The organism is Micromonospora sp. NPDC023814 (assembly GCF_040639595.1).
In the GTDB taxonomy this organism is placed as follows: domain Bacteria; phylum Actinomycetota; class Actinomycetes; order Mycobacteriales; family Micromonosporaceae; genus Micromonospora.
The window spans coordinates 36,432-53,578 of sequence record NZ_JBFAAF010000011.1 but is presented as its reverse complement, the minus strand read 5'-3'; the positions used below and the strand labels follow the sequence as shown (position 1 = coordinate 53,578).

Genomic DNA, 17,147 nt, shown 5'->3' with positions numbered 1-17,147 from the left:
CCGGGTGCCGGAGATGACCCCTGAGGAAGGTTGGACGATGACGGCACGTGTCCCGATCGGCATCGTGATGAACGGCGTGACCGGGCGGATGGGCCACCGGCAGCACCTGGTCCGGTCGCTGCTGGCCATCCGCGAGCAGGGCGGTGTACCGCTGCGCGACGGAAGCCGGCTCTGGCCGGAACCCGTCCTGGTCGGGCGGAACGAGGCCAAACTACGCGACGTCGCGGCCCGGCACGGGTTGACCGACTGGACGACCGACCTGGACGCCGCGTTGGCGCGACCGGACGTCTCGATCTACTTCGACGCGCAGGTCACCAGCGAACGGGAGAAGGCGATCGGGCTCGCCGTCGCGGCGGGCAAGCACATCTACACGGAGAAGCCCGTCGCCACCACCCTGCACGGCGCGGTCGAGCTGGCGCGCGTCGCCGACGCGGCCGGCGTACGGCACGGCGTCGTGCAGGACAAGCTCTTCCTGCCCGGCCTGCGCAAGCTCGACCGGCTCGTGAAGGGCGGGTTCTTCGGCCGGATCCTGTCGGTGCGCGGCGAGTTCGGCTACTGGGTCTTCGAGGGCGACTGGCAGGAGGCCCAGCGGCCGAGCTGGAACTACCGGGCCGCCGACGGTGGCGGCATCGTCGTCGACATGTTCCCGCACTGGCACTACGTCCTGGAGCAGATCTTCGCGCCGGTGCGGGCGGTCACCGCGCACGTCACCACCCACATCCCGCGCCGGTGGGCCGAGGACGGTCAGCCCTACGACGCGACCGCCGACGACGCCGCGTACGCGATCTTCGAGCTGGACGGCGGCATCGTCGCGCAGGTCAACTCCTCCTGGGCCGTCCGGGTGAACCGGGACGAGCTGGTCGAGTTCCAGGTCGACGGCACCGAGGGCAGCGCGGTCGCCGGCCTGCGTCGCTGCCGCGTCCAGCACCGGGCCGCCACCCCGAAGCCGGTCTGGAACCCGGACCTGCCGTCCACCGACGACTTCCGCGCGCAGTGGCAGGAGGTGCCGGACAACGAGGTGTTCGACAACGGATTCAAGGCGCAGTGGGAGATGTTCCTGCGGCACGTCGCCGAGGACGCCCCGTACACCTGGGATCTGTGGGCCGGCGCGCGGGGCGTGCAGCTGGCCGAGCTGGGCCTGCAGTCGGCGCGGGAGGGCCGGCGCGTCGAGGTCACGGAGCTGCGGCCGTGACCCGGACCGTCAACCTGCCCGACGGGCCGCTCACCCTCTCCGGTGCCGGGCGCGAGCACGTCACGCCCGGCGCCCGCTTCACCAGCCGGGTCGCGTACGCCGCCGCGCACGTGGTCGCCGACCCCCGCGCGGAGAACGTGCCGGGCACGCCCGCCGCCGTCGACTGGGACGCGACCCTGGCGTTCCGCCGGCACCTGTGGTCGTACGGGTTCGGCGTCGCCGAGGCGATGGACACCGCCCAGCGTGGCATGGGCATGGACTTCCCGGCGGCGCGCGAGCTGGTGCGGCGCTCGGCGGCGGCCGCCCGGGCCGAGGGCGGCACGATCTGCGCGGGCGTCGCCACCGACCAGCTGCCGGCCGGCCCGGCCACGCTCGACGAGATCCGCAAGGCCTACGCCGAGCAGCTCGCCGACGTGCAGGACGCCGGCGCCCGGCCGGTACTCATGTGCAGCCGCCACCTGGCCGCCGCGGCCCGGTCCGCCGACGACTACCTCGACGTCTACGGCCGGCTGCTCGCCGACGCCGACGGCCCGGTGGTGCTGCACTGGCTCGGCCCGGCGTTCGACCCGGCTCTCGCCGGCTACTGGGGCGACGCCGATCCCGCGCGGGCCGCGGACACCGTGGTCGCGCTGATCGGCGCGCACACCGGCAAGGTCGACGGCGTCAAACTGTCGCTGCTCGACGAGGACTTCGAGGTCGCGCTGCGCCGGCGCCTGCCCGCGGGGGTACGGCTCTACACCGGCGACGACTTCAACTACCCGGCCCTGATCCGGGGGGACGGCGAGGGCCACTCCGACGCCCTGCTCGGCGTCCTCGCCGCGATCGCGCCCCCGGCCGCCGCCGCGCTGCGCGTGCTGGACACCGGTGACCTGGCGACGTACGACCGGATCCTGGCGGCCACGCTGCCGCTCGCCCGGCACCTGTTCGGCGCCCCGACCTTCTACTACAAGACCGGCATCGTGTTCCTGGCCTGGCTCGCCGGTCACCAGGACCACTTCACGATGGTCGGTGGCCTCCAGTCGGGGCGGTCGCCGGTGCACCTGGGCCGGCTGCTGCGGCTGGCCGACGAGGCCGGGCTGCTGCCCGACGCCGAGCTGGCCGCGCACCGCGCGCGGGCGTTCATGACCACGGCGGGGGTGGCGCAGTGAAGCGGTTCGCGCTCAACTCGGCGACGACCAAGCGGTGGCCGCTGCCGGAGCTCGTCGCCGGCTGCGTCGACGCCGGGGTGTCCATGGTGGGGCTGTGGCGGGAGGATCTGGCCGCGTACGGGGTCGAGCCGGCCGCGGCGCTGGTACGGGACGCGGGCCTGACCGTCACGTCGCTGTGCCGCGGCGGGTTCTTCAGCACTCCCGGCTGGCTCGACGAGAACCGGCGTGCCATCGACGAGGCGGCGGCGGTGGGCGCGCCGGTGCTGGTGCTGGTCTCCGGCGGCCTGCCCGACGGCAGCCGGGACATCGACGGTGCCCGGGCGCACGTGCGGGACGCGATCGGCGAGTTGGTGCCGTACGCCCGGGCCGCAGGGGTCCGGCTCGCCGTGGAGCCGCTGCACCCGATGTTCTGCTCCGACCGGTGCGTGGTCGCCAGTCTCGGTCAGGCCCTGGACCTCGTCGCGCCGTATCCGGCGGAAACGGTGGGCGTCGTCGTCGACACGTACCACCTCTGGTGGGACGACCAGGTGTGGGCGCAGATCGCGCGGGCCGGCCGGGAGGGACGCATCGCCTGCTTCCAGATCGCCGACTGGGTGACGCCGCTGCCGGCGGGGGTGCTGCTCGGCCGGGCGCTGCCCGGCGCGGGCTGCGTCGAGCTGCGCCGCTTCCGGGAAGCCGTGGACGCGGCCGGCTACGACGGGCCGGTGGAGGTGGAGGTCTTCGCCGAGGAGGTGTGGGCATGGCCCGGCCGGGAGGTGCTCGACGAGGCCGTCGCCGGCTACCTCACGCACGTTGCCTGAATCGGTGCCTTCGGGCTCTATTCTTGCGCGGTGCCGTACGCCGACCTCAGTTTCGAGCAGTGGAACGACCTGTCTGACGGCGCCGCCCGCCGGATGGCCCAGGACATCGCCGACCGACACGACCTGACCGTGGTGGGCCTGAAAGACACGGCGTACGCGGGGCGGTCGCACCGGATGGCGCTGTTCGACCGTAACGGGATGCGGTTCGCTCTCGTACCCGGCGGCCGGCCCACTCTCGGCTACGACGCGGCCCGATTCCAGCCCGTTCCGGAGCAGGCGGCTAGCTACGCCGACAGCGCCGACGAGTACGGCCTTCCACCGCTGGCCGAGTACGTCGACGCGATGACCTCGCCGGTACGCAGCGCAGAGATGCCGGCGATGCTGATCGCGGTGGAAGCGTTCGACCCCTGCGAGATTCCGCTGGCCCCGGACGACCCTCGGGTACTCGAACTCGTCGCGTCGACCGGGGATCGGCGCGGCCGGGTGAAGGTATTCCGATCCGGTGGTGGGCTGACGGTCGAGTTCGACCAGACCGGGCAGGTGGCGCGGGCCCGAGCGACCCGGGAGGTCTCCCACGACGAGGCTATGGCCGGGCTCGCGAGCATCGGCTTGCGGACGACCACTGCGGATGAGTGGGAGTGGGCGTGTGGAGCCGGTGCGTCAACCCTGTTCCGCTGGGGCGATGACTGCCCCAACGACGGCTACCCGTTCGACTACAAGACCGGCGCGCACCGCGAGGCGAACCTGTGGGGGTTGGCGATCGGGCAGGATCCCTACAAGCACGAGACGACCACCGAGCGAACCATCGTGTGCGGCGGCGATGGCGGCGGCACCACCTGTGGCGGCAGCGGCTTCTTCCTGGGCTGGCTCACCCTCGCGACTGCCTACCGCGACAAGGATTTCGGCCAGTGGCTCGCCTCCGACGAGCGGTACGCCCACGAGATCCTGACCCGGCCCGTCATCAGCCTGAGCTGAGGAGCGTCAACGGTGAATGACCGGACGCGTGAACTTCTCGACGCCGCCGTACGGGAACAGCTTGATGCTCATGGGCGGGTCCTGCCGCCGTGGCGGGCGTACCCGCAGATCGAGCGGTTCAGCATCGGCTGGCGCATGGGTGACGGCGAGTGGCACCTGATGGTGTGGTGGCATTGGTGGGAGGCCGCGCCCATGGGCGAGGCTGAGAGGATCGCCTACTTCCAGGCCGACGAGCCGCCGCGCGAGTGGCTGGACTGGGTCGCGCACCAGCTCTGGCCGGATGTGGACTTCGGCGAAGTGGGCGTACGCCGCCTGGCCGAGCACGGAATCGGCGCAGCGTGGTGACTATCGTCCGCTGCTGTTCCTCGACGTGGACGGGATGCTTCTGCCCTTCGGCGGCGCCGGAGGCACGATCGGCGATGACGACAACCCCTTACTGGCAGGTCTGGACGGGGAACACGGCCGCCGACTTGCTGCGTTGCCTTGCGACCTCGTCTGGGCTACGACCTGGATGGCCGAGGCAGACGAGGTGCTCGCACCACGGCTCGGCCTACCTCAGCTCCCGGTCGTTGACTGGCCAGACGACGAAGACGACGGCGGTCGGCTGCACTGGAAGACGCGCCGCCATCACGTGCGCCTGGTTCGCTGTCGGTTCAGCCGATGGCCTTGGCGTCGCTTTCCAGAACGTCGACCAGCCGCTGCTTGACCTCGTGGCGGTGGGTGATCTGCTGCCGGGGATCGCCTGGTCGGACCCGTATCCCGCAATCGACGAGTACGTAGAGTGCCCGCAGCGTGCGCAGCGTGTTGGAAACGTACGTGGGTGTGGTCGAGGCGGACACGGCACGGAAGTCGGCGGTGATCGGGTCGAGCCAGCTCGTTGACGCCGCGGCGGTCAGCTCCGGGCGGGTCAGAGTCAAAGCGACGGCGCGGGCGAGGCGGTCGTCCTCACGCTCGGCCCAGAGGTGGTCGGTGCGGGCGAGCAGCCGGGCGCCCGCCAGGTCGAGCATGGCGGCGGGATCGACGTCACGGTGGCGGCCGAAGGTGCCGAGCAGGTCGGCACCGTGCGCCACCGCGTGCAGCCAGCCCAGCCGCGGGTGGTAACCCCGCAGGTCCGTCTCTGCCGGATACCAGCGACTGAAGGCGTCGAGCCAGCGCGGACGGAAGTCTCCCCGACTGACGATCATGTCCAGGACCAGGGGCGCGAAGGTACGGGCCTCGGTGTGCGGGTCGGTGAACCGGTCGGCCATCTCGTCGCCGAGCTGCACACGGCGATCACCGGCGATGACGTCGCGTTCGATCCAGGTGCGCAGCACGACGTACGGATGGCCGTCGCGGATGCCCGGGTCCGGATCGCGTAGGCACTGCGCCAGTTCCGCGGTCAGTTCGTTCAGCTCACGCCCTGGTGGAACGCGGCAGTCGTCGTCGAAAATCTTGATCCAGTCGGTCACGGGCGGCAAGCTACCGTGCGCTGATCGAGACCCGCCAGCCGATAACGGTGCCGGCTGATCGACACGGTCGGGATTGCCGCCGCCCAGGCCGCGCAGGCCCAGTCTGGTCAGGCGTTGATAGGCGGGTGGAGGATGTCGACATGACCACGACCGTGTCTCGTCCTGGCATCGGCCTACTGGCTCTCGAACGCGGGCCCGGCGATCTGTCCATATGGAGACTCCAGCAGCCGGTCACGAGCTCGGCCTACCGCCTGCCGATCGCGGTCAACATCCTGCTCAACGGCGTCGAAGACCTCGACCACGTCGATCTGCCAACGATCGCCCACGTGATCGACGACATCGATCACTACCTGGTGACCGGGCTTCGCTTCGTGCGCGCCACGATGCTGACCGATCCGGCCTGGTTCGGCTTGACCGAGGACGAGCTTGATCCCTACCGGGAAGTCCCTGCCGAGGAGCTTCCGCTGGACAACCCCCAGCTCAACTTCTACGCCGACAGCGAATGGATGCTGCACTTCCAGGAGGGACGCTTTGCCGTCTGCGACCCCTACGGCCTGGCTGTGGTATTTGCTCAGCACCGGCCGGTACGGCTGGAAGACCTGAGCGACGCCGAGGAAATCGAATGATTCGCAGAGCACTACATTCGTATCGTGCCGGCATGATCGATGAGCCGATTGATCCGGACGATCGCCCCGAGTGGCTGGTCGAGCAGGGGCGGGTGGACGAGGCGATCACGATTCTCGAAGCCCGGGCCGGCGGCGGGGACTGGCTGGATGTGGAACGCCTGACCGATCTGCTGATGGAGGACGGCCGCGTCGAGGAGGCGGAGGCGCATTGGCGGGCGGCCATCGAGGCCGGTCTGCCTCGGGCGTACGGCGGCCTCGCGAACATGCTGGCGGATGCGGGCCGGACCGACGAGGCAATCGCCGGGTGGCGGGCGGCGGTGGAGGCGGGTGAGCCAGAAGCCCGAGTCCGTCTCGCCGCGTTGCTCGCCAAGGCCGGCCGGATGGACGAGGCCATCGGCGAGTACCAGATGGCGATCGCGGCTGGTGACGCGGCGGCGGGCGTCCGGCTGGCCAAGGTGTATGCCCGGGCGGGCCAGCTGGACGAGGCGGTCCGCGCCTATCGGTCAGCGATCGGCGGGGAGGCTGTCGTATCTCCTCGCCGGCGTTCAGCAGTCCGCGAACCACCACGAGAACTGTCCAGCCGACTGCAAGGGCAGCACCCGGGTGGTGCGACACCTTCCAGGGACGCTGGGACGACGTGCGGCGGGGCCCTGCTGAATAGCGGCGGTTGCCGCGGTCGGAGCAGTTGATGGGGTGGCGTGTCTGCCTGCCTCTTCTGCTCGACCTGGACATCCTCAATTTCCGCCACCCGTGCGGCGCCCGTGGGAGCCATCACCTCTCGTGGGGCGCACCGGCGGCTTCAGTCTGGATTCTCGCATCGCACGCCGACGCTTTCTATCTCCCCGCTGCGAACGAGTTCTCGGATAGCTGTGGTCATGGCCGACACTCCCGGCTCTGGCACGATCAGCTGGTCAACGGCCCAGAAGTAACTGGCGTTCGCGGCTTCACCGGTCTTTTTCCATTTCTCAAGCAGGCGGCGGACCTCATCGACGGTGAAGATCGTCAGCGCCCAACTGGAGCCGTCAGGAAGATCGACGAAGGCATCCACGTTGGCTACCGACTCCTCGGTGTCCGCGCCGAGATCGAGGAGGAACCGTGCCACGAATGTCGGTTCCGTGACGGTCACATACGGATCGACGGTGCCCATGAGCGTCATCATGCCGCACATGCACGAGCGGATCGGGGTCGTGCCGGCGTCCGCCGCGACCGGCGACGAGCGCGACGACTCAGGCCCCTTGCCGCCTCGCGGGTGAGTGAGGATGTGACGGTGCTCCATGAGCGTCACGTCTTCCGCAACCCGCCGCCGTCGACACCGGTCGAGGTGCGCGCCGCGCTCGATCGCGGCGACCTGCCCGCCGCGCTGGATGCCATGGTCGGAGCCGCCCTGTAGGCGGTACCCGATAGCTTGCGGCGCAGCGCTTCCGGCGGTCAGCCGAAGCGAGACTCGCGGCGAGCCACCATCTGCCCCGGCTCGACGGCGAACGAGACGCGCGCAAGTACCGTCGGCATCTCGGTTTGCGGTCGGCTCCGCCGGCTGTGCTGGGTGCCGCGATGGGCTTACTCGGCGGCGCAAGGGTGAGGTTGCGATAAGAGCACGAATTTTGATTCGTCAGTACCGTTTGGCACGATGACCGTCGTGTCGGTTGCGCAGCACAGCTACGTGGGACCGCCGGACGCGCCGGACCGGTATGAGCTGATCGAGCGGCGCGCCGCTGGTGGCGAGGGGGAGGTCTGGCGAGCTCGCGAGCACCACGGAGACGTGGCGTTCTCGTACGCGGTGAAGATCCTCCGGGTGCCGGCGGAGGACCAGACCGACCGCGGCTTGGAGGGCCTTCGGCTACAGGCGGCGCTGGCGACCCAACTCGAACACCCGGCGCTGGTGAAGGTCAAAGAGGTCTTCGTCGGCCCGTCGCCGCATCCGGCCGGAGAGTCCACCACGGACACCGCGCCACGGCTGTACTTCGTGATGAAGTGGATCGAAGGCCGCAGCCTCCAGGAAATGCTGGAGAGCGGCGGGGTACGCGGGTTGGACATCCTCAAGCCGCTTGGGCCGATCGCCGAGGCCATCGACTACCTGCACAGCGGCCAGGACACCGACGGCGTACCGGTCCTGCATCGGGACATCAAACCGGCCAACATCCTGGTCTCCGCCAGCGGGCGGGCCTACCTGGTCGATTTCGGCCTGGTCCGGCTGCGTAGCACCAGCGGCACCGCCCGGGTGTACGGCACGGCGCCGTTCATGGCACCGGAGTCCCTGGCCCGGGGGGAGTACACCCCGGCCACGGACCGCTACGCCCTCGGCGCGACCGTCTACTACGCACTGACCAGCGAGATGCCGGTGCCCGGCGACCTCGACGGCATGACCCGGCGGCTCACCGCGGCACTCGGCCCAGGGCAGGACCGGGTGATCCGCGGGATCCTGTCGATGGTCGCGGTGACCGCCGAGCGCCGGCCGGCCGCCGCTGCGGCCTGGGTCAACGCGCTGCACGCCGCACCGCCGGAGACCGCGATCGGCGGGGCACCGCAGCCGTCCCCGCTGCCCACCCCTGGGCCGTCGAACTACCCGTTGCCGCCCACCTCTGGGCCGTCGGGTTCTCCGTTGCCGCCCACTTCCGGGCCGTCGGGCTCTCCGTTGCCGGTCACCTCCGGGCCGTCGGGTTCTCCGTTGCCGGTCACCTCCGGGCCGTCGGGCTCTCCGTTGCCGCCCACTTCCGGGCCGTCGAACTACCCGTTGCCGCCCACCTCCGGGCCGCCCGGCTTCCCGACGTCGGGTAACCCTGCGTCGCCGGGCTACCCGCTGCCGCCCGGCCCACGGCCGTCGGGGGCTCCGGGGCCGTCGGGCTACCCGTTGCCGCCCGGCCCGCGGCCGGCTCCGGGGCCGTCGGACTACCCGCTGCCGCCTGGCCCGGGGCCGTCCGGCTTTCCCGGGGCGCCCGGCCAGCCTCGGAAGAAGTCCAAAGCTCCGATGATCATCGGAATCGTGGCAACGGTCCTCTTGGCCGCCTGCTGCGTACCGTCGGTGTGGAGCCTCAGCCAAGGCAGCCTGCCCGGCGGCCTCGGTGCGAGTCCGACCCCCAGCGTCGACCGTGCCTCCCCGCCGCCGGCGGTGACCGCACTGGAGCCGGTGTTGCTGTCGGTGGCCGACGTCGTGTCCGCGATGAAGCTCGAAGACCGGGACCTGGTCAATACGAGCTCCTCCAGCGACGCGCTGCACAATGGTCTGTCCAAGCTTGCGCTCTGCTCAGACGGCAACGTTCGCGGTGATGCGATCGGGGCGCACAGCAGCAACAGCTACTGGGTGTCCAGCGGCCAGTACCCGTACCTCGGCTCAGCGGTCGCCGGCTTCTACGGCAACGCGGCCGACCCGTTCCTCGATGCCACCCGCACGGCGGCTGAGCGGTGCGGATGGCGGCCGTTCACGGTGCCGAAGTTGGGTGAGGAGTCGTTCGGGATCACCGTCAGCGGCTCCAACGGCGTCTACGCGATGATCTTCGTTCGCTCGGGCCAGGTGCTCTTCCAGGTCGCGATCCAGAACGACTACGAGGGTGGCCGTCACCAGAGCGACCTGATCAAAATGGCGACGTCGATGGCCAAGCGGCTGCCGAAACCCAAAGCGAACCGATGACCGCTCCCGAGGTAGGTGGCGGCGCGAGCGCCACGTTGCTGGTCGGCGTACCCGGTGAGGACGGGGAGCGACGGGTCACTGCGGCCGGCGGGCCGTTGCGGATCGGCCGTGATCCCCTCTGTCCGATCGTCCTTGACGACTCGCGGGCCTCCCGCGAGCACCTGGAAATCACCTACCGGGCCGGACGGTGGCACCTGCGTGACCTCGCCAGCCGGAACGGCACGTTCCTCGACGGCCGTCAGGTGCACGAACTGGAGATAGGGGTCGCCTGCGCGGTGCGGCTCGGCAACGCCGTCGACGGTCCGGTGCTCACCTTCCGCCCGGAAGGGCTTCCCGCTGCCCCGCCGCCGGTGACCGATTCCGCGCAGCCGGGTCTGTCTACCGAGGTACCGCCGAGCGGGCCCGTATCCGCGGCCGAGCCACCACCTGGTGCACGATTCGCGCTGGGCCGGACCCCCTCGGCCAGCTACCCGACCGCGGACCGGATCCTGATCGGGCGGGCGCCGGAAAACGACATCGTCCTCGACGACCTGCTGGTCTCCCGCTACCACGCCGACCTTGTCCGGGATGGTGCCGGATTCCGCGTGATCGACCTGGGTACGCGCAACGGCACGTACGTCAACGGGCGGCAGGTCGAGCAGGCGGTGCTGAACGCCGGGGACCTCCTCTCGTTCGGGCACCACCAGATGGTGTTCGACGGCACCGCACTGCACGACTACGTCGACGCCGGCCGGGTGTCGCTGCGCGCCGAAGGGCTCGGTGTCACGGTCGGCACGCGGAACCTGCTGTCGGGGGTCTCGTTCGAGCTGGACGAGTGCAGTCTGCTCGCGGTGGTCGGCCCGAGCGGTGCCGGCAAGTCGACGTTGTTGGGGGCGCTGACCGGCAACCGCCCGGCGCAGGCCGGCACGGTGCGCTACCAGGACCGCGACCTCTACGCCGAGTACGCCGACCTGCGGCACCGCATCGGCCTGGTGCCGCAGGACGACATCCTGCACCGCCAGCTGACCGTACGCCGTGCCCTGCGCTACGCGGCCGGGCTGCGCTTCGGCGCCGACGTGACGCCTGCGGAGCGGGACCAGCGCATCGACGAGGTACTCGCCCAGCTCGCCCTCACCGCACACGCCGACCAGCGCATCGACACGCTCTCAGGCGGACAGCGCAAGCGCACCTCGGTGGCTCTGGAGCTGCTCACCGAGCCCTCGCTGCTCTTCCTCGACGAGCCGACCTCCGGGCTCGACCCGGCGCTGGACCGCGACGTGATGCACAGCCTGCGCGAGCTGGCCGATCGCGGCCGAACCGTCGTCGTGGTGACGCACAGCCCGCTGCACCTGAGCGTGTGCGACCGGGTGCTGGTACTCGCCCGGGGCGGCAAGGTCGCCTACTTCGGCCCGCCGGACGAGCTGCTCGACTTCTTCGGGGCGGCCGAGTACGCCGACGTGTTCACCGCGGTCGCCGCCGACCCGGACGTCTGGGCCGCCAAGTTCGCGGCCACCCGCCCGCCGGCCAAGGCCGCACCGCCGGGCGAGCGGGTGGTGGCCACCGCGCCGCCGCCGCGCCAGGGATGGTGGCGGCAGATGGCGATCCTCGCCCGCCGTACGGTCGCCGTCACCCTCGCCGACCGGTTGTACGCGGTGCTCTCCCTCGGCCTGCCGGTGGGCCTCGCCGCCCTGCTGCACGTGGTCCCCGGCTCCGACGGCCTCGGGCTGCCCGCACAGCCGCCCGGGCGCAGCACGGAGGCCGCCCAACTGCTGGTCATCCTGACCATCGGCGCGGTCTTCATCGGGCTGGCCGGGGGCATCCGGGAGTTCGTCGGGGAGGGCGCCATCTACCGCCGGGAACGAGCGGTGGGCATGGCGCCCGGCGCCTACCTCAGCGCGAAGCTGGCCGTGTTCGCCGTACTGAACGCGTTCCAGGCGGCGTTGTTCGTCCTGCTCGGCATGGTGGGTCGGCCGGCGCCACCCGAGGCGCTCGTGCTGGGCGTGCCGCTGGTCGAGCTGATCGCGGTGGTCTGGCTGACCACGCTGGCAGCCACCGTGCTCGGGCTGCTGGTCAGTGTCTACGTGTCCACCAGCGAGCAGACGATGCCGGTGCTGGTCGGGCTCGTGATGGCGCAGCTCGTGCTCTGCGGCGGGCTGTTCGCCGTGGTCGAGCGCGCCGGCATCGAACAGCTCTCCTGGCTTGCCCCGGCCCGCTGGGGCTACGCCGCCGCAGCCGCCTCGGTGGACCTGCGCGCGATAATGCTGAAGCCCGCGCCGGACGCACTCTGGGCGCACACCACCGGCGCGTGGAGTTGGGCGATGGCCGTTCTGGCGGGCCAGACCGTACTGCTGGCCGCAGTGGTGCGGTGGGCGCTGCGCCGCCACGAGCCCGTACTGGGGAGCCGGAGGAACCGCACGTGAGCCGCCGCAAGGATTCTGCCGCCGCGCTCGAAGCCGTCCTGCGCGACGGCTGGAGCAGCGCGTGCCGGCTGTACGAGCACCTGGCGCGCGGTGGCCAGTTGGTCGCGCTGCCGCCCAGCGGACTGCGGCTGAGCCAGAACGAGACGATCTTCGGCGACACGGTGCTGGGTTACGCACGCTTCTACGGCACCGCCGTGCAGTATCGGGAGAGCAGCCACTTCTGGTTCGGCTCGACGGGCTTCGTGCTCGCCGGCATGGCCGGTGACGCCATCAGCAACGCCAGTGCCCGCAGCCGCGCCCAGGCGATGGCGGCGGTCCAGTGGCGGGACCAGGCGCAGGTGCGGATGATCCTCACCAACCAGCGGCTGCTCGGGGACTACCAGGGCAACATGCTGAGCTTCTGGCACAACGGCGTACTGGAACTCACCGCCGACCTGACCCAGTGGTCGTTCATCCTCCGCTACCAGGAGGGCAATCCGCTGATGCTGCATGGCCCGGCGGCGCCGTGGTACGCGGTCGCGATCGCATGGCTGATCTTCGGCCCGCAGGGCATGCATCTTCCGGCACTCGCACCGATAAGCGCAGCCGTCGCGCAGCGTTCCCGCGCCATCACCGGCGAGGTCGTGCCTGACTAGGCTGGTCACCCAGTGGCACCGTGGTTCAACGTTGTCGGAGGTGGAACCCACGCGACCCGGCCCGATGGGTGGCGAGGCGCGCTGCGGCAGGGGAGAGGATCAGGGCGTCTGGGTCATCACCTGTGCCTGGGCGGACGGCCGCATCGGCCACCCGCCCCGCCGTGCTCGTCACGGGCATCGACGTTACCCGGCGAGCATCTCGGCCGGGGCGACCCCGACTGACGGGGCATGCCCGCTGGCAGCGCGGCGTGCCCGAACCAGAGCCCAGACCCGAGTCATCATGACGCTGGCATTGGTGATCGCAGCGACCGCCGTCCAGACGACCAGCGGCAGCGTGTAGTACGCCAACTGCACGAATGTGACGTCCCGGCCGCCGCCCACAACCTGTCCGAGCAGGTCGGGCAGCATCACGAGCAACGCCACCGGCACCAGCCGCGGCACCAGCCGCACGACCGGCTGCCAGAGCGGCCTGATGGCGAACCGGCGTGCCCACTCGCCGCTGCGGCGAAGGTTGCGTACGCCCAACGCCAAGCTGACCAACGTGAAGCCGGCCTGCACAAGGTCGATGATCAGCCGCATGGCCGCAGGCGCCTGCGGGCTGTCGCCGCTCACCAGCTTCGCAATGGCGTCCGCCAGTTGATCGGTGCCCTCGTTGCCCAGGCCGATACCGCTGTTGCCCAGCACCGCGATGCCATAGCCAGACGGCAACAGCAGCTGGCTGGCGGTGAAGGTGAACCACACGCCGTTGTGGCGGACCCAGCCGTTGTCGTCGCGATCCCAGCCCAAGCCGTAGGTCGAGCCCGAACCGGACGGAGTGTGCATGGCGGTGATGCCCGATGCGGAAACCACCCGTGCGCCGCTGGCCGCGACACCGCCGCCGTTCTGCATGATCAGCCACTGGGCCATGTCCGCCGCGGTGGCGATCACCCCGTCGGAGCCCGCCACGAACCGCTTCGGCTCGGCCGCCGGGACGGTCGCCCCGTACGCGTACACGTAACCCTTGCGCACCTGCTCCGGCAGATCGCCCGGGGTCTGATCGATGCTGACGGTGGACCGCATACCCACCGGCTCGAACACCCGATCACGCAGGTAGTCCGCGAACGGCTCCCCAGAGACCACCTCGACCAGCCGCGCCGCGAGGTGATAGTTCGTGTTCGTGTACGCGTACCTGGTGCCGGGATCGGCCGCCAGGGTGGCCGCGCGCGCCCGCTGCTGCGCTGCCGCGAGCGAGTCCGGCTGCCGCAGGCTCTTCTCCCGCAGCGTGCGGTCGGCGATCCCGGACGTCTGGTTCAGCAACTCCCGCACCGTGACTCGTGCCCCGCGGGCGTCGTCGATCTGGAAGTCCGGTAGGTACCGGCGCACCGGCGCGTCCAGCTCCACCTTCCCCGCGTCCACCAGTTGCATTACCGCCAGGGCGGTGAACGACTTGCTGACGGACGCGACCGGCATCGGCGTCGTCGCGGCCACCGCCGCGCCGGACGTGTCGTGACCATGACCGCCGACATGCAGCACCCGATTTCCCCTGGTGATCGCCACGGCGATCCCCGGATACCCGGCCCTGCTCGCGAAGTCCTCCACGACCCGCTCCACCGCTCCGGCATCCACGGCGTCGTCGCCCGCATCGGCGGCCAGCGCGGGACCGGAACCCGCAGAAACTGCCAAGCCCGTGGCCGCCGCCAGAACGATTCCCCGCCACCAGCAGAAACTGTCCGCCCGCACAGCGTGCTCCGATCATCTCGATTGACGTCAGCCACGCTACGAATCCGCACCCTGCCGTCACAGATCCGATCGACAGCAACCACCCACGACTTTCGTCAGGGCCTGGGCCCGCGCCGGACGGCAACCGGGCCGCCGGCGCAGGCGCCCTCACCGCCCTCATTCGTCGTGCAACAGACCGCGCGAACGCGAGGACTGAGTCAGCGAATCCGAACAGCATCTGCGAGGCCGTGGTCGTGGCCCCGTCGAAAAATGGGTGGCGTGATCACAGGAAGGCGGGCAGGCTCGCGCCCGTGACGAGCAGCGACCTGTGGGACGAGGACACCGCGGAGCGGTACGACGACCTTTCGGCCGAGATGTTCGCACCCCAAGTGCTCGACCCCGCCGTGGACTTCCTCGCCCGGCTGGCGGGTCCCGGCCCTGCGCTGGAGTTCGCGATCGGCACGGGTCGGGTGGCGATCCCGCTCGCCGCCCGAGGCATCTCTGTGACCGGGATCGAGCTGTCGCAGCCGATGGTCGACCGGCTGCGGCGCAAGGTGTCCGCGGAGGAGTTGCCGGTCGTCGTCGGTGACATGGCCACGACCACCGTCCCCGGCCAGTTCTCGCTCGTGTACGTCGTGTGGAACAGCATCGGCAACCTGCGCACCCAGGACGAGCAGGTGCAGTGCTTCCGCAACGCTGCCCGGCACCTGTCGCCGGGTGGTCGCTTCGTCATCGAGCTGTGGGTGCCGGGTATCCGGCGGTTCCCGCCGGGGCAGGCGGCGGTGCCGTTCGAGGTGACCGACCGGCACGTCGGCTTCGACACCTACGACATGGTCACGCAGCAGGGGACCTCTCACCACTACCGGCGGCTGGACGACGGGAGCACGCGCTACGGCTGCAGCAACTTCCGCTACATCTGGCCTGCCGAGTGCGACCTCATGGCGCGGCTGGCCGGCTTGACGCTGGAGCGGCGGGTGGCGGACTGGAACGGGGCTCCCTTCACGTCCGACAGCGAGAGCCACGTGTCGGTCTGGTACAAGCCACTCAACGCCGCTGGTGAGGGCTAGTCGAGCCCCGCTGGCGGCTACCGAGAGGCAGGGAACGTGACGAATCCAGTGGTGCGGGCGCGGGCGCGGTCGACGGGTAGGGGCCGAGGCCCGGCGGGGCGAGCGGCTGCCATCGGGCGGCCCGGTAGGCGAGGCCGGCGCCGCGTCGACGTCCCGGGGCAGGTGACCCGCCGGTCCACCGGCACGGCGCCGGTGGACCGGCGGGTGGCCGGGAGCATGCCTCAGGCGCGGGTGATGCGGACCGCGTCGGCGACGACGTAGCCCGTGCCGCTGGTCCACCGGCTCACGCCCACCTTGTCGCCGTCGCCGGCGGCCAGCGTGAACACGCCGAGCGACACCCACCGGCCGCCGTTGAGGCGCTGGTTGACCCGTACCGACTGGTTGCCGCCCGTGGTGGCCACGATGTACGGGGTCGAGTCGTTGTAGCCGGAGGCGGCGGGGTACCAGACCGAGACCTCGTACGCGCCGGTCTCGGGCAGGTTCGCCTTGTACCAGGCCACGTCGCTGGCGGAGACCGGGTCGGCGAACCGGTAGTCGGGACCCATCCGCTGGCTGGAGTAGGTCGAGGTCCCCCAGTTCGCGCTCGCCGTGAACCGACCCGCGGTGGTGTTGTCGACCGTGACGCTGAACTCCTGCGGCGGCGTGGTCCCGGCCGAGACGTCGAGGTAGTCGCGGTCGATGTAGATCCGCACCCCGCCCCAGGTCTCGTAGCTGTCCCCGGTGTACTGGTGGATCCGCTGACGGTTGGCGTAGTGCCCGTCCGGGCAGTAGCTGCCGGCGTCGGTGTCCGCCACGCCGTTCCACCAGGCGAAGAAGAGGTGGTCGACGCGGGTGTACCGGGGGTCGTCGTAGGCGGCGCACAGGTCTCGGACACCGGAGGAGCCGCTGGAGTACATGCCCGAGAGGTAGCCGAGCGCGTGGAGCCGTTCGGTCCAGCCGGACAGGTACGAGAGCACCGCCGCCTTGCACGACTCGCTCGTCGGGTAGTGCTCGATGTCGTTGTAGATCACGCTTCCGGCGGGGATGCCCAGCGCGCTTGCCGCGTTCACCGCGCTGGCCGCCCGGGTGGCGCCCTGCGACCGGGCCGTGGCCGGGTCGTACGACATCTTCGGCGTACGGGTGCCGCACGGGGCCTGGTAGTCCAGCTCGATGGGGATCAGGTGCCAGCCCTTGTTGGTCTGGTTGGTCACCCAGGTCGCCGTCAGGTTGGCCTGGGTGCAGGACCGGCTGGCGCCGCTGATGTAGATGCCGACCGCACGGTACGGCGAGCTGCTGCGCCACGCGTCCATGGTCGACTGGGCCGGGGCGGTGCACGTGTCGAAGCCCTTGCCGGTGTAGGTGCCCGGCTGCGGACCGGCCGCCGCCAGCGGTGCCACCGAGGCCGGCCGGGCGGCCGTGCGCGCGGGGTCCAGGGGCACCGGCGTGGCGCCCCGACCGAGGCTGGCAGAGGCCAGGATGCGGCGGACCGTCGCCTCGGTGTCCGGCGTGTGGGCGGCCGTGACGAGGACGCCGGCGTCGCGCACCGCGACCTGGA

Annotated in this window: 16 protein-coding genes and 1 pseudogene; 13 read left to right on the top strand and 4 right to left on the bottom strand. The window is 70.9% G+C overall.

Annotated features, from left to right (window positions below; translation table 11 throughout):
• Positions 1-37: 37 nt before the first annotated feature.
• The 6 genes and pseudogenes from AB0G14_RS08285 to AB0G14_RS08260 all read left to right on the top strand — a co-directional run.
• Positions 38-1,192 (top strand): Gfo/Idh/MocA family oxidoreductase, encoded by a 1,155-nt coding sequence (locus AB0G14_RS08285; RefSeq protein ID WP_357695026.1) that lies wholly within the window; start codon positions 38-40, stop codon positions 1,190-1,192.
• Positions 1,189-2,340 carry a dihydrodipicolinate synthase family protein gene (locus AB0G14_RS08280; protein ID WP_357695024.1) on the top strand — a complete coding sequence of 384 codons (1,152 nt, stop codon included), beginning with the start codon at positions 1,189-1,191 and terminating at the stop codon, positions 2,338-2,340. Before AB0G14_RS08285 ends, AB0G14_RS08280 begins: the two co-directional genes overlap by 4 nt.
• Positions 2,337-3,140: a sugar phosphate isomerase/epimerase family protein gene (locus tag AB0G14_RS08275; RefSeq protein ID WP_357695022.1), complete on the top strand. Its 804-nt coding sequence runs from the start codon at positions 2,337-2,339 to the stop codon at positions 3,138-3,140. Before AB0G14_RS08280 ends, AB0G14_RS08275 begins: the two co-directional genes overlap by 4 nt.
• 30 nt (positions 3,141-3,170) lie before the next feature.
• Complete coding sequence (locus AB0G14_RS08270; RefSeq protein WP_357695020.1) at positions 3,171-4,115, top strand: hypothetical protein; 945 nt, start codon at positions 3,171-3,173, stop codon at positions 4,113-4,115.
• Positions 4,116-4,127: 12 nt separating this feature from the next.
• Positions 4,128-4,460 (top strand): hypothetical protein, encoded by a 333-nt coding sequence (locus AB0G14_RS08265; RefSeq protein ID WP_357695018.1) that lies wholly within the window; start codon positions 4,128-4,130, stop codon positions 4,458-4,460.
• Between the two features lie 34 nt (positions 4,461-4,494).
• A pseudogene (locus tag AB0G14_RS08260) lies at positions 4,495-4,734 on the top strand (hypothetical protein); the annotation flags it as partial.
• Positions 4,735-4,768: 34 nt separating this feature from the next.
• Here AB0G14_RS08260 and AB0G14_RS08255 read toward each other — a convergent pair.
• Entirely contained in the window at positions 4,769-5,563 is a 795-nt protein-coding gene (locus AB0G14_RS08255; RefSeq protein WP_357695016.1) for a DUF2785 domain-containing protein, read from the bottom strand.
• A 140-nt stretch (positions 5,564-5,703) separates the two neighbouring features.
• Here AB0G14_RS08255 and AB0G14_RS08250 point away from each other — a divergent pair, with 140 nt between their 5' ends.
• Both AB0G14_RS08250 and AB0G14_RS08245 read left to right on the top strand, forming a co-directional pair.
• Positions 5,704-6,189, top strand: a complete 486-nt coding sequence (locus AB0G14_RS08250; RefSeq protein ID WP_357695014.1) for a hypothetical protein — start codon at positions 5,704-5,706, stop codon at positions 6,187-6,189.
• Positions 6,190-6,221: 32 nt separating this feature from the next.
• The gene (locus AB0G14_RS08245) at positions 6,222-6,878 is read left to right on the top strand and encodes a tetratricopeptide repeat protein (protein ID WP_357695012.1); all 657 of its coding nucleotides are present in this window, start codon (positions 6,222-6,224) and stop codon (positions 6,876-6,878) included.
• A 110-nt stretch (positions 6,879-6,988) separates the two neighbouring features.
• Here the strand turns inward: AB0G14_RS08245 and AB0G14_RS08240 are convergent, their stop codons facing one another.
• Positions 6,989-7,465: a hypothetical protein gene (locus AB0G14_RS08240; protein WP_357695010.1), complete on the bottom strand. Its 477-nt coding sequence runs from the start codon at positions 7,463-7,465 to the stop codon at positions 6,989-6,991.
• Here AB0G14_RS08240 and AB0G14_RS08235 point away from each other — a divergent pair.
• The 4 genes from AB0G14_RS08235 (at position 7,457) to AB0G14_RS08220 (ending at position 12,848) form a co-directional block, all read left to right on the top strand.
• The gene (locus tag AB0G14_RS08235) at positions 7,457-7,579 is read left to right on the top strand and encodes a hypothetical protein (RefSeq protein ID WP_357695008.1); all 123 of its coding nucleotides are present in this window, start codon (positions 7,457-7,459) and stop codon (positions 7,577-7,579) included. The genes AB0G14_RS08240 and AB0G14_RS08235 overlap by 9 nt on opposite strands.
• Positions 7,580-7,816: 237 nt before the next feature.
• Positions 7,817-9,814 (top strand): protein kinase, encoded by a 1,998-nt coding sequence (locus AB0G14_RS08230; RefSeq protein WP_357695006.1) that lies wholly within the window; start codon positions 7,817-7,819, stop codon positions 9,812-9,814.
• Positions 9,811-12,213 (top strand): FHA domain-containing protein, encoded by a 2,403-nt coding sequence (locus tag AB0G14_RS08225; protein ID WP_357695004.1) that lies wholly within the window; start codon positions 9,811-9,813, stop codon positions 12,211-12,213. Before AB0G14_RS08230 ends, AB0G14_RS08225 begins: the two co-directional genes overlap by 4 nt.
• Positions 12,210-12,848: a hypothetical protein gene (locus AB0G14_RS08220; RefSeq protein WP_357695002.1), complete on the top strand. Its 639-nt coding sequence runs from the start codon at positions 12,210-12,212 to the stop codon at positions 12,846-12,848. The genes AB0G14_RS08225 and AB0G14_RS08220 overlap by 4 nt, the downstream gene beginning before the upstream one ends.
• 183 nt (positions 12,849-13,031) lie before the next feature.
• Here the strand turns inward: AB0G14_RS08220 and AB0G14_RS08215 are convergent, their stop codons facing one another.
• Complete coding sequence (locus AB0G14_RS08215) at positions 13,032-14,567, bottom strand: serine hydrolase domain-containing protein (protein ID WP_357695000.1); 1,536 nt, start codon at positions 14,565-14,567, stop codon at positions 13,032-13,034.
• A 290-nt stretch (positions 14,568-14,857) separates the two neighbouring features.
• Here AB0G14_RS08215 and AB0G14_RS08210 point away from each other — a divergent pair, with 290 nt between their 5' ends.
• Positions 14,858-15,613 carry a class I SAM-dependent methyltransferase gene (locus tag AB0G14_RS08210; protein ID WP_357694998.1) on the top strand — a complete coding sequence of 252 codons (756 nt, stop codon included), beginning with the start codon at positions 14,858-14,860 and terminating at the stop codon, positions 15,611-15,613.
• Positions 15,614-15,834: 221 nt separating this feature from the next.
• Here AB0G14_RS08210 and AB0G14_RS08205 read toward each other — a convergent pair whose 3' ends face one another.
• Entirely contained in the window at positions 15,835-17,070 is a 1,236-nt protein-coding gene (locus AB0G14_RS08205) for a glycoside hydrolase domain-containing protein (protein WP_357695178.1), read from the bottom strand.
• Positions 17,071-17,147 lie beyond the last annotated feature (77 nt).

Excerpts from the sequence above, each read along its gene's own strand:
- AB0G14_RS08245 (WP_357695012.1), top strand. The coding sequence starts at position 6,222 with ATGATCGATGAGCCGATTGATCCGGACGATCGCCCCGAGTGGCTGGTC.
- AB0G14_RS08225 (WP_357695004.1), top strand. The coding sequence starts at position 9,811 with ATGACCGCTCCCGAGGTAGGTGGCGGCGCGAGCGCCACGTTGCTGGTC.
- AB0G14_RS08285 (WP_357695026.1), top strand. The coding sequence starts at position 38 with ATGACGGCACGTGTCCCGATCGGCATCGTGATGAACGGCGTGACCGGG.
- AB0G14_RS08240 (WP_357695010.1), bottom strand. The coding sequence starts at position 7,465 with ATGGAGCACCGTCACATCCTCACTCACCCGCGAGGCGGCAAGGGGCCT.
- AB0G14_RS08250 (WP_357695014.1), top strand. The coding sequence starts at position 5,704 with ATGACCACGACCGTGTCTCGTCCTGGCATCGGCCTACTGGCTCTCGAA.
- AB0G14_RS08230 (WP_357695006.1), top strand. The coding sequence starts at position 7,817 with ATGACCGTCGTGTCGGTTGCGCAGCACAGCTACGTGGGACCGCCGGAC.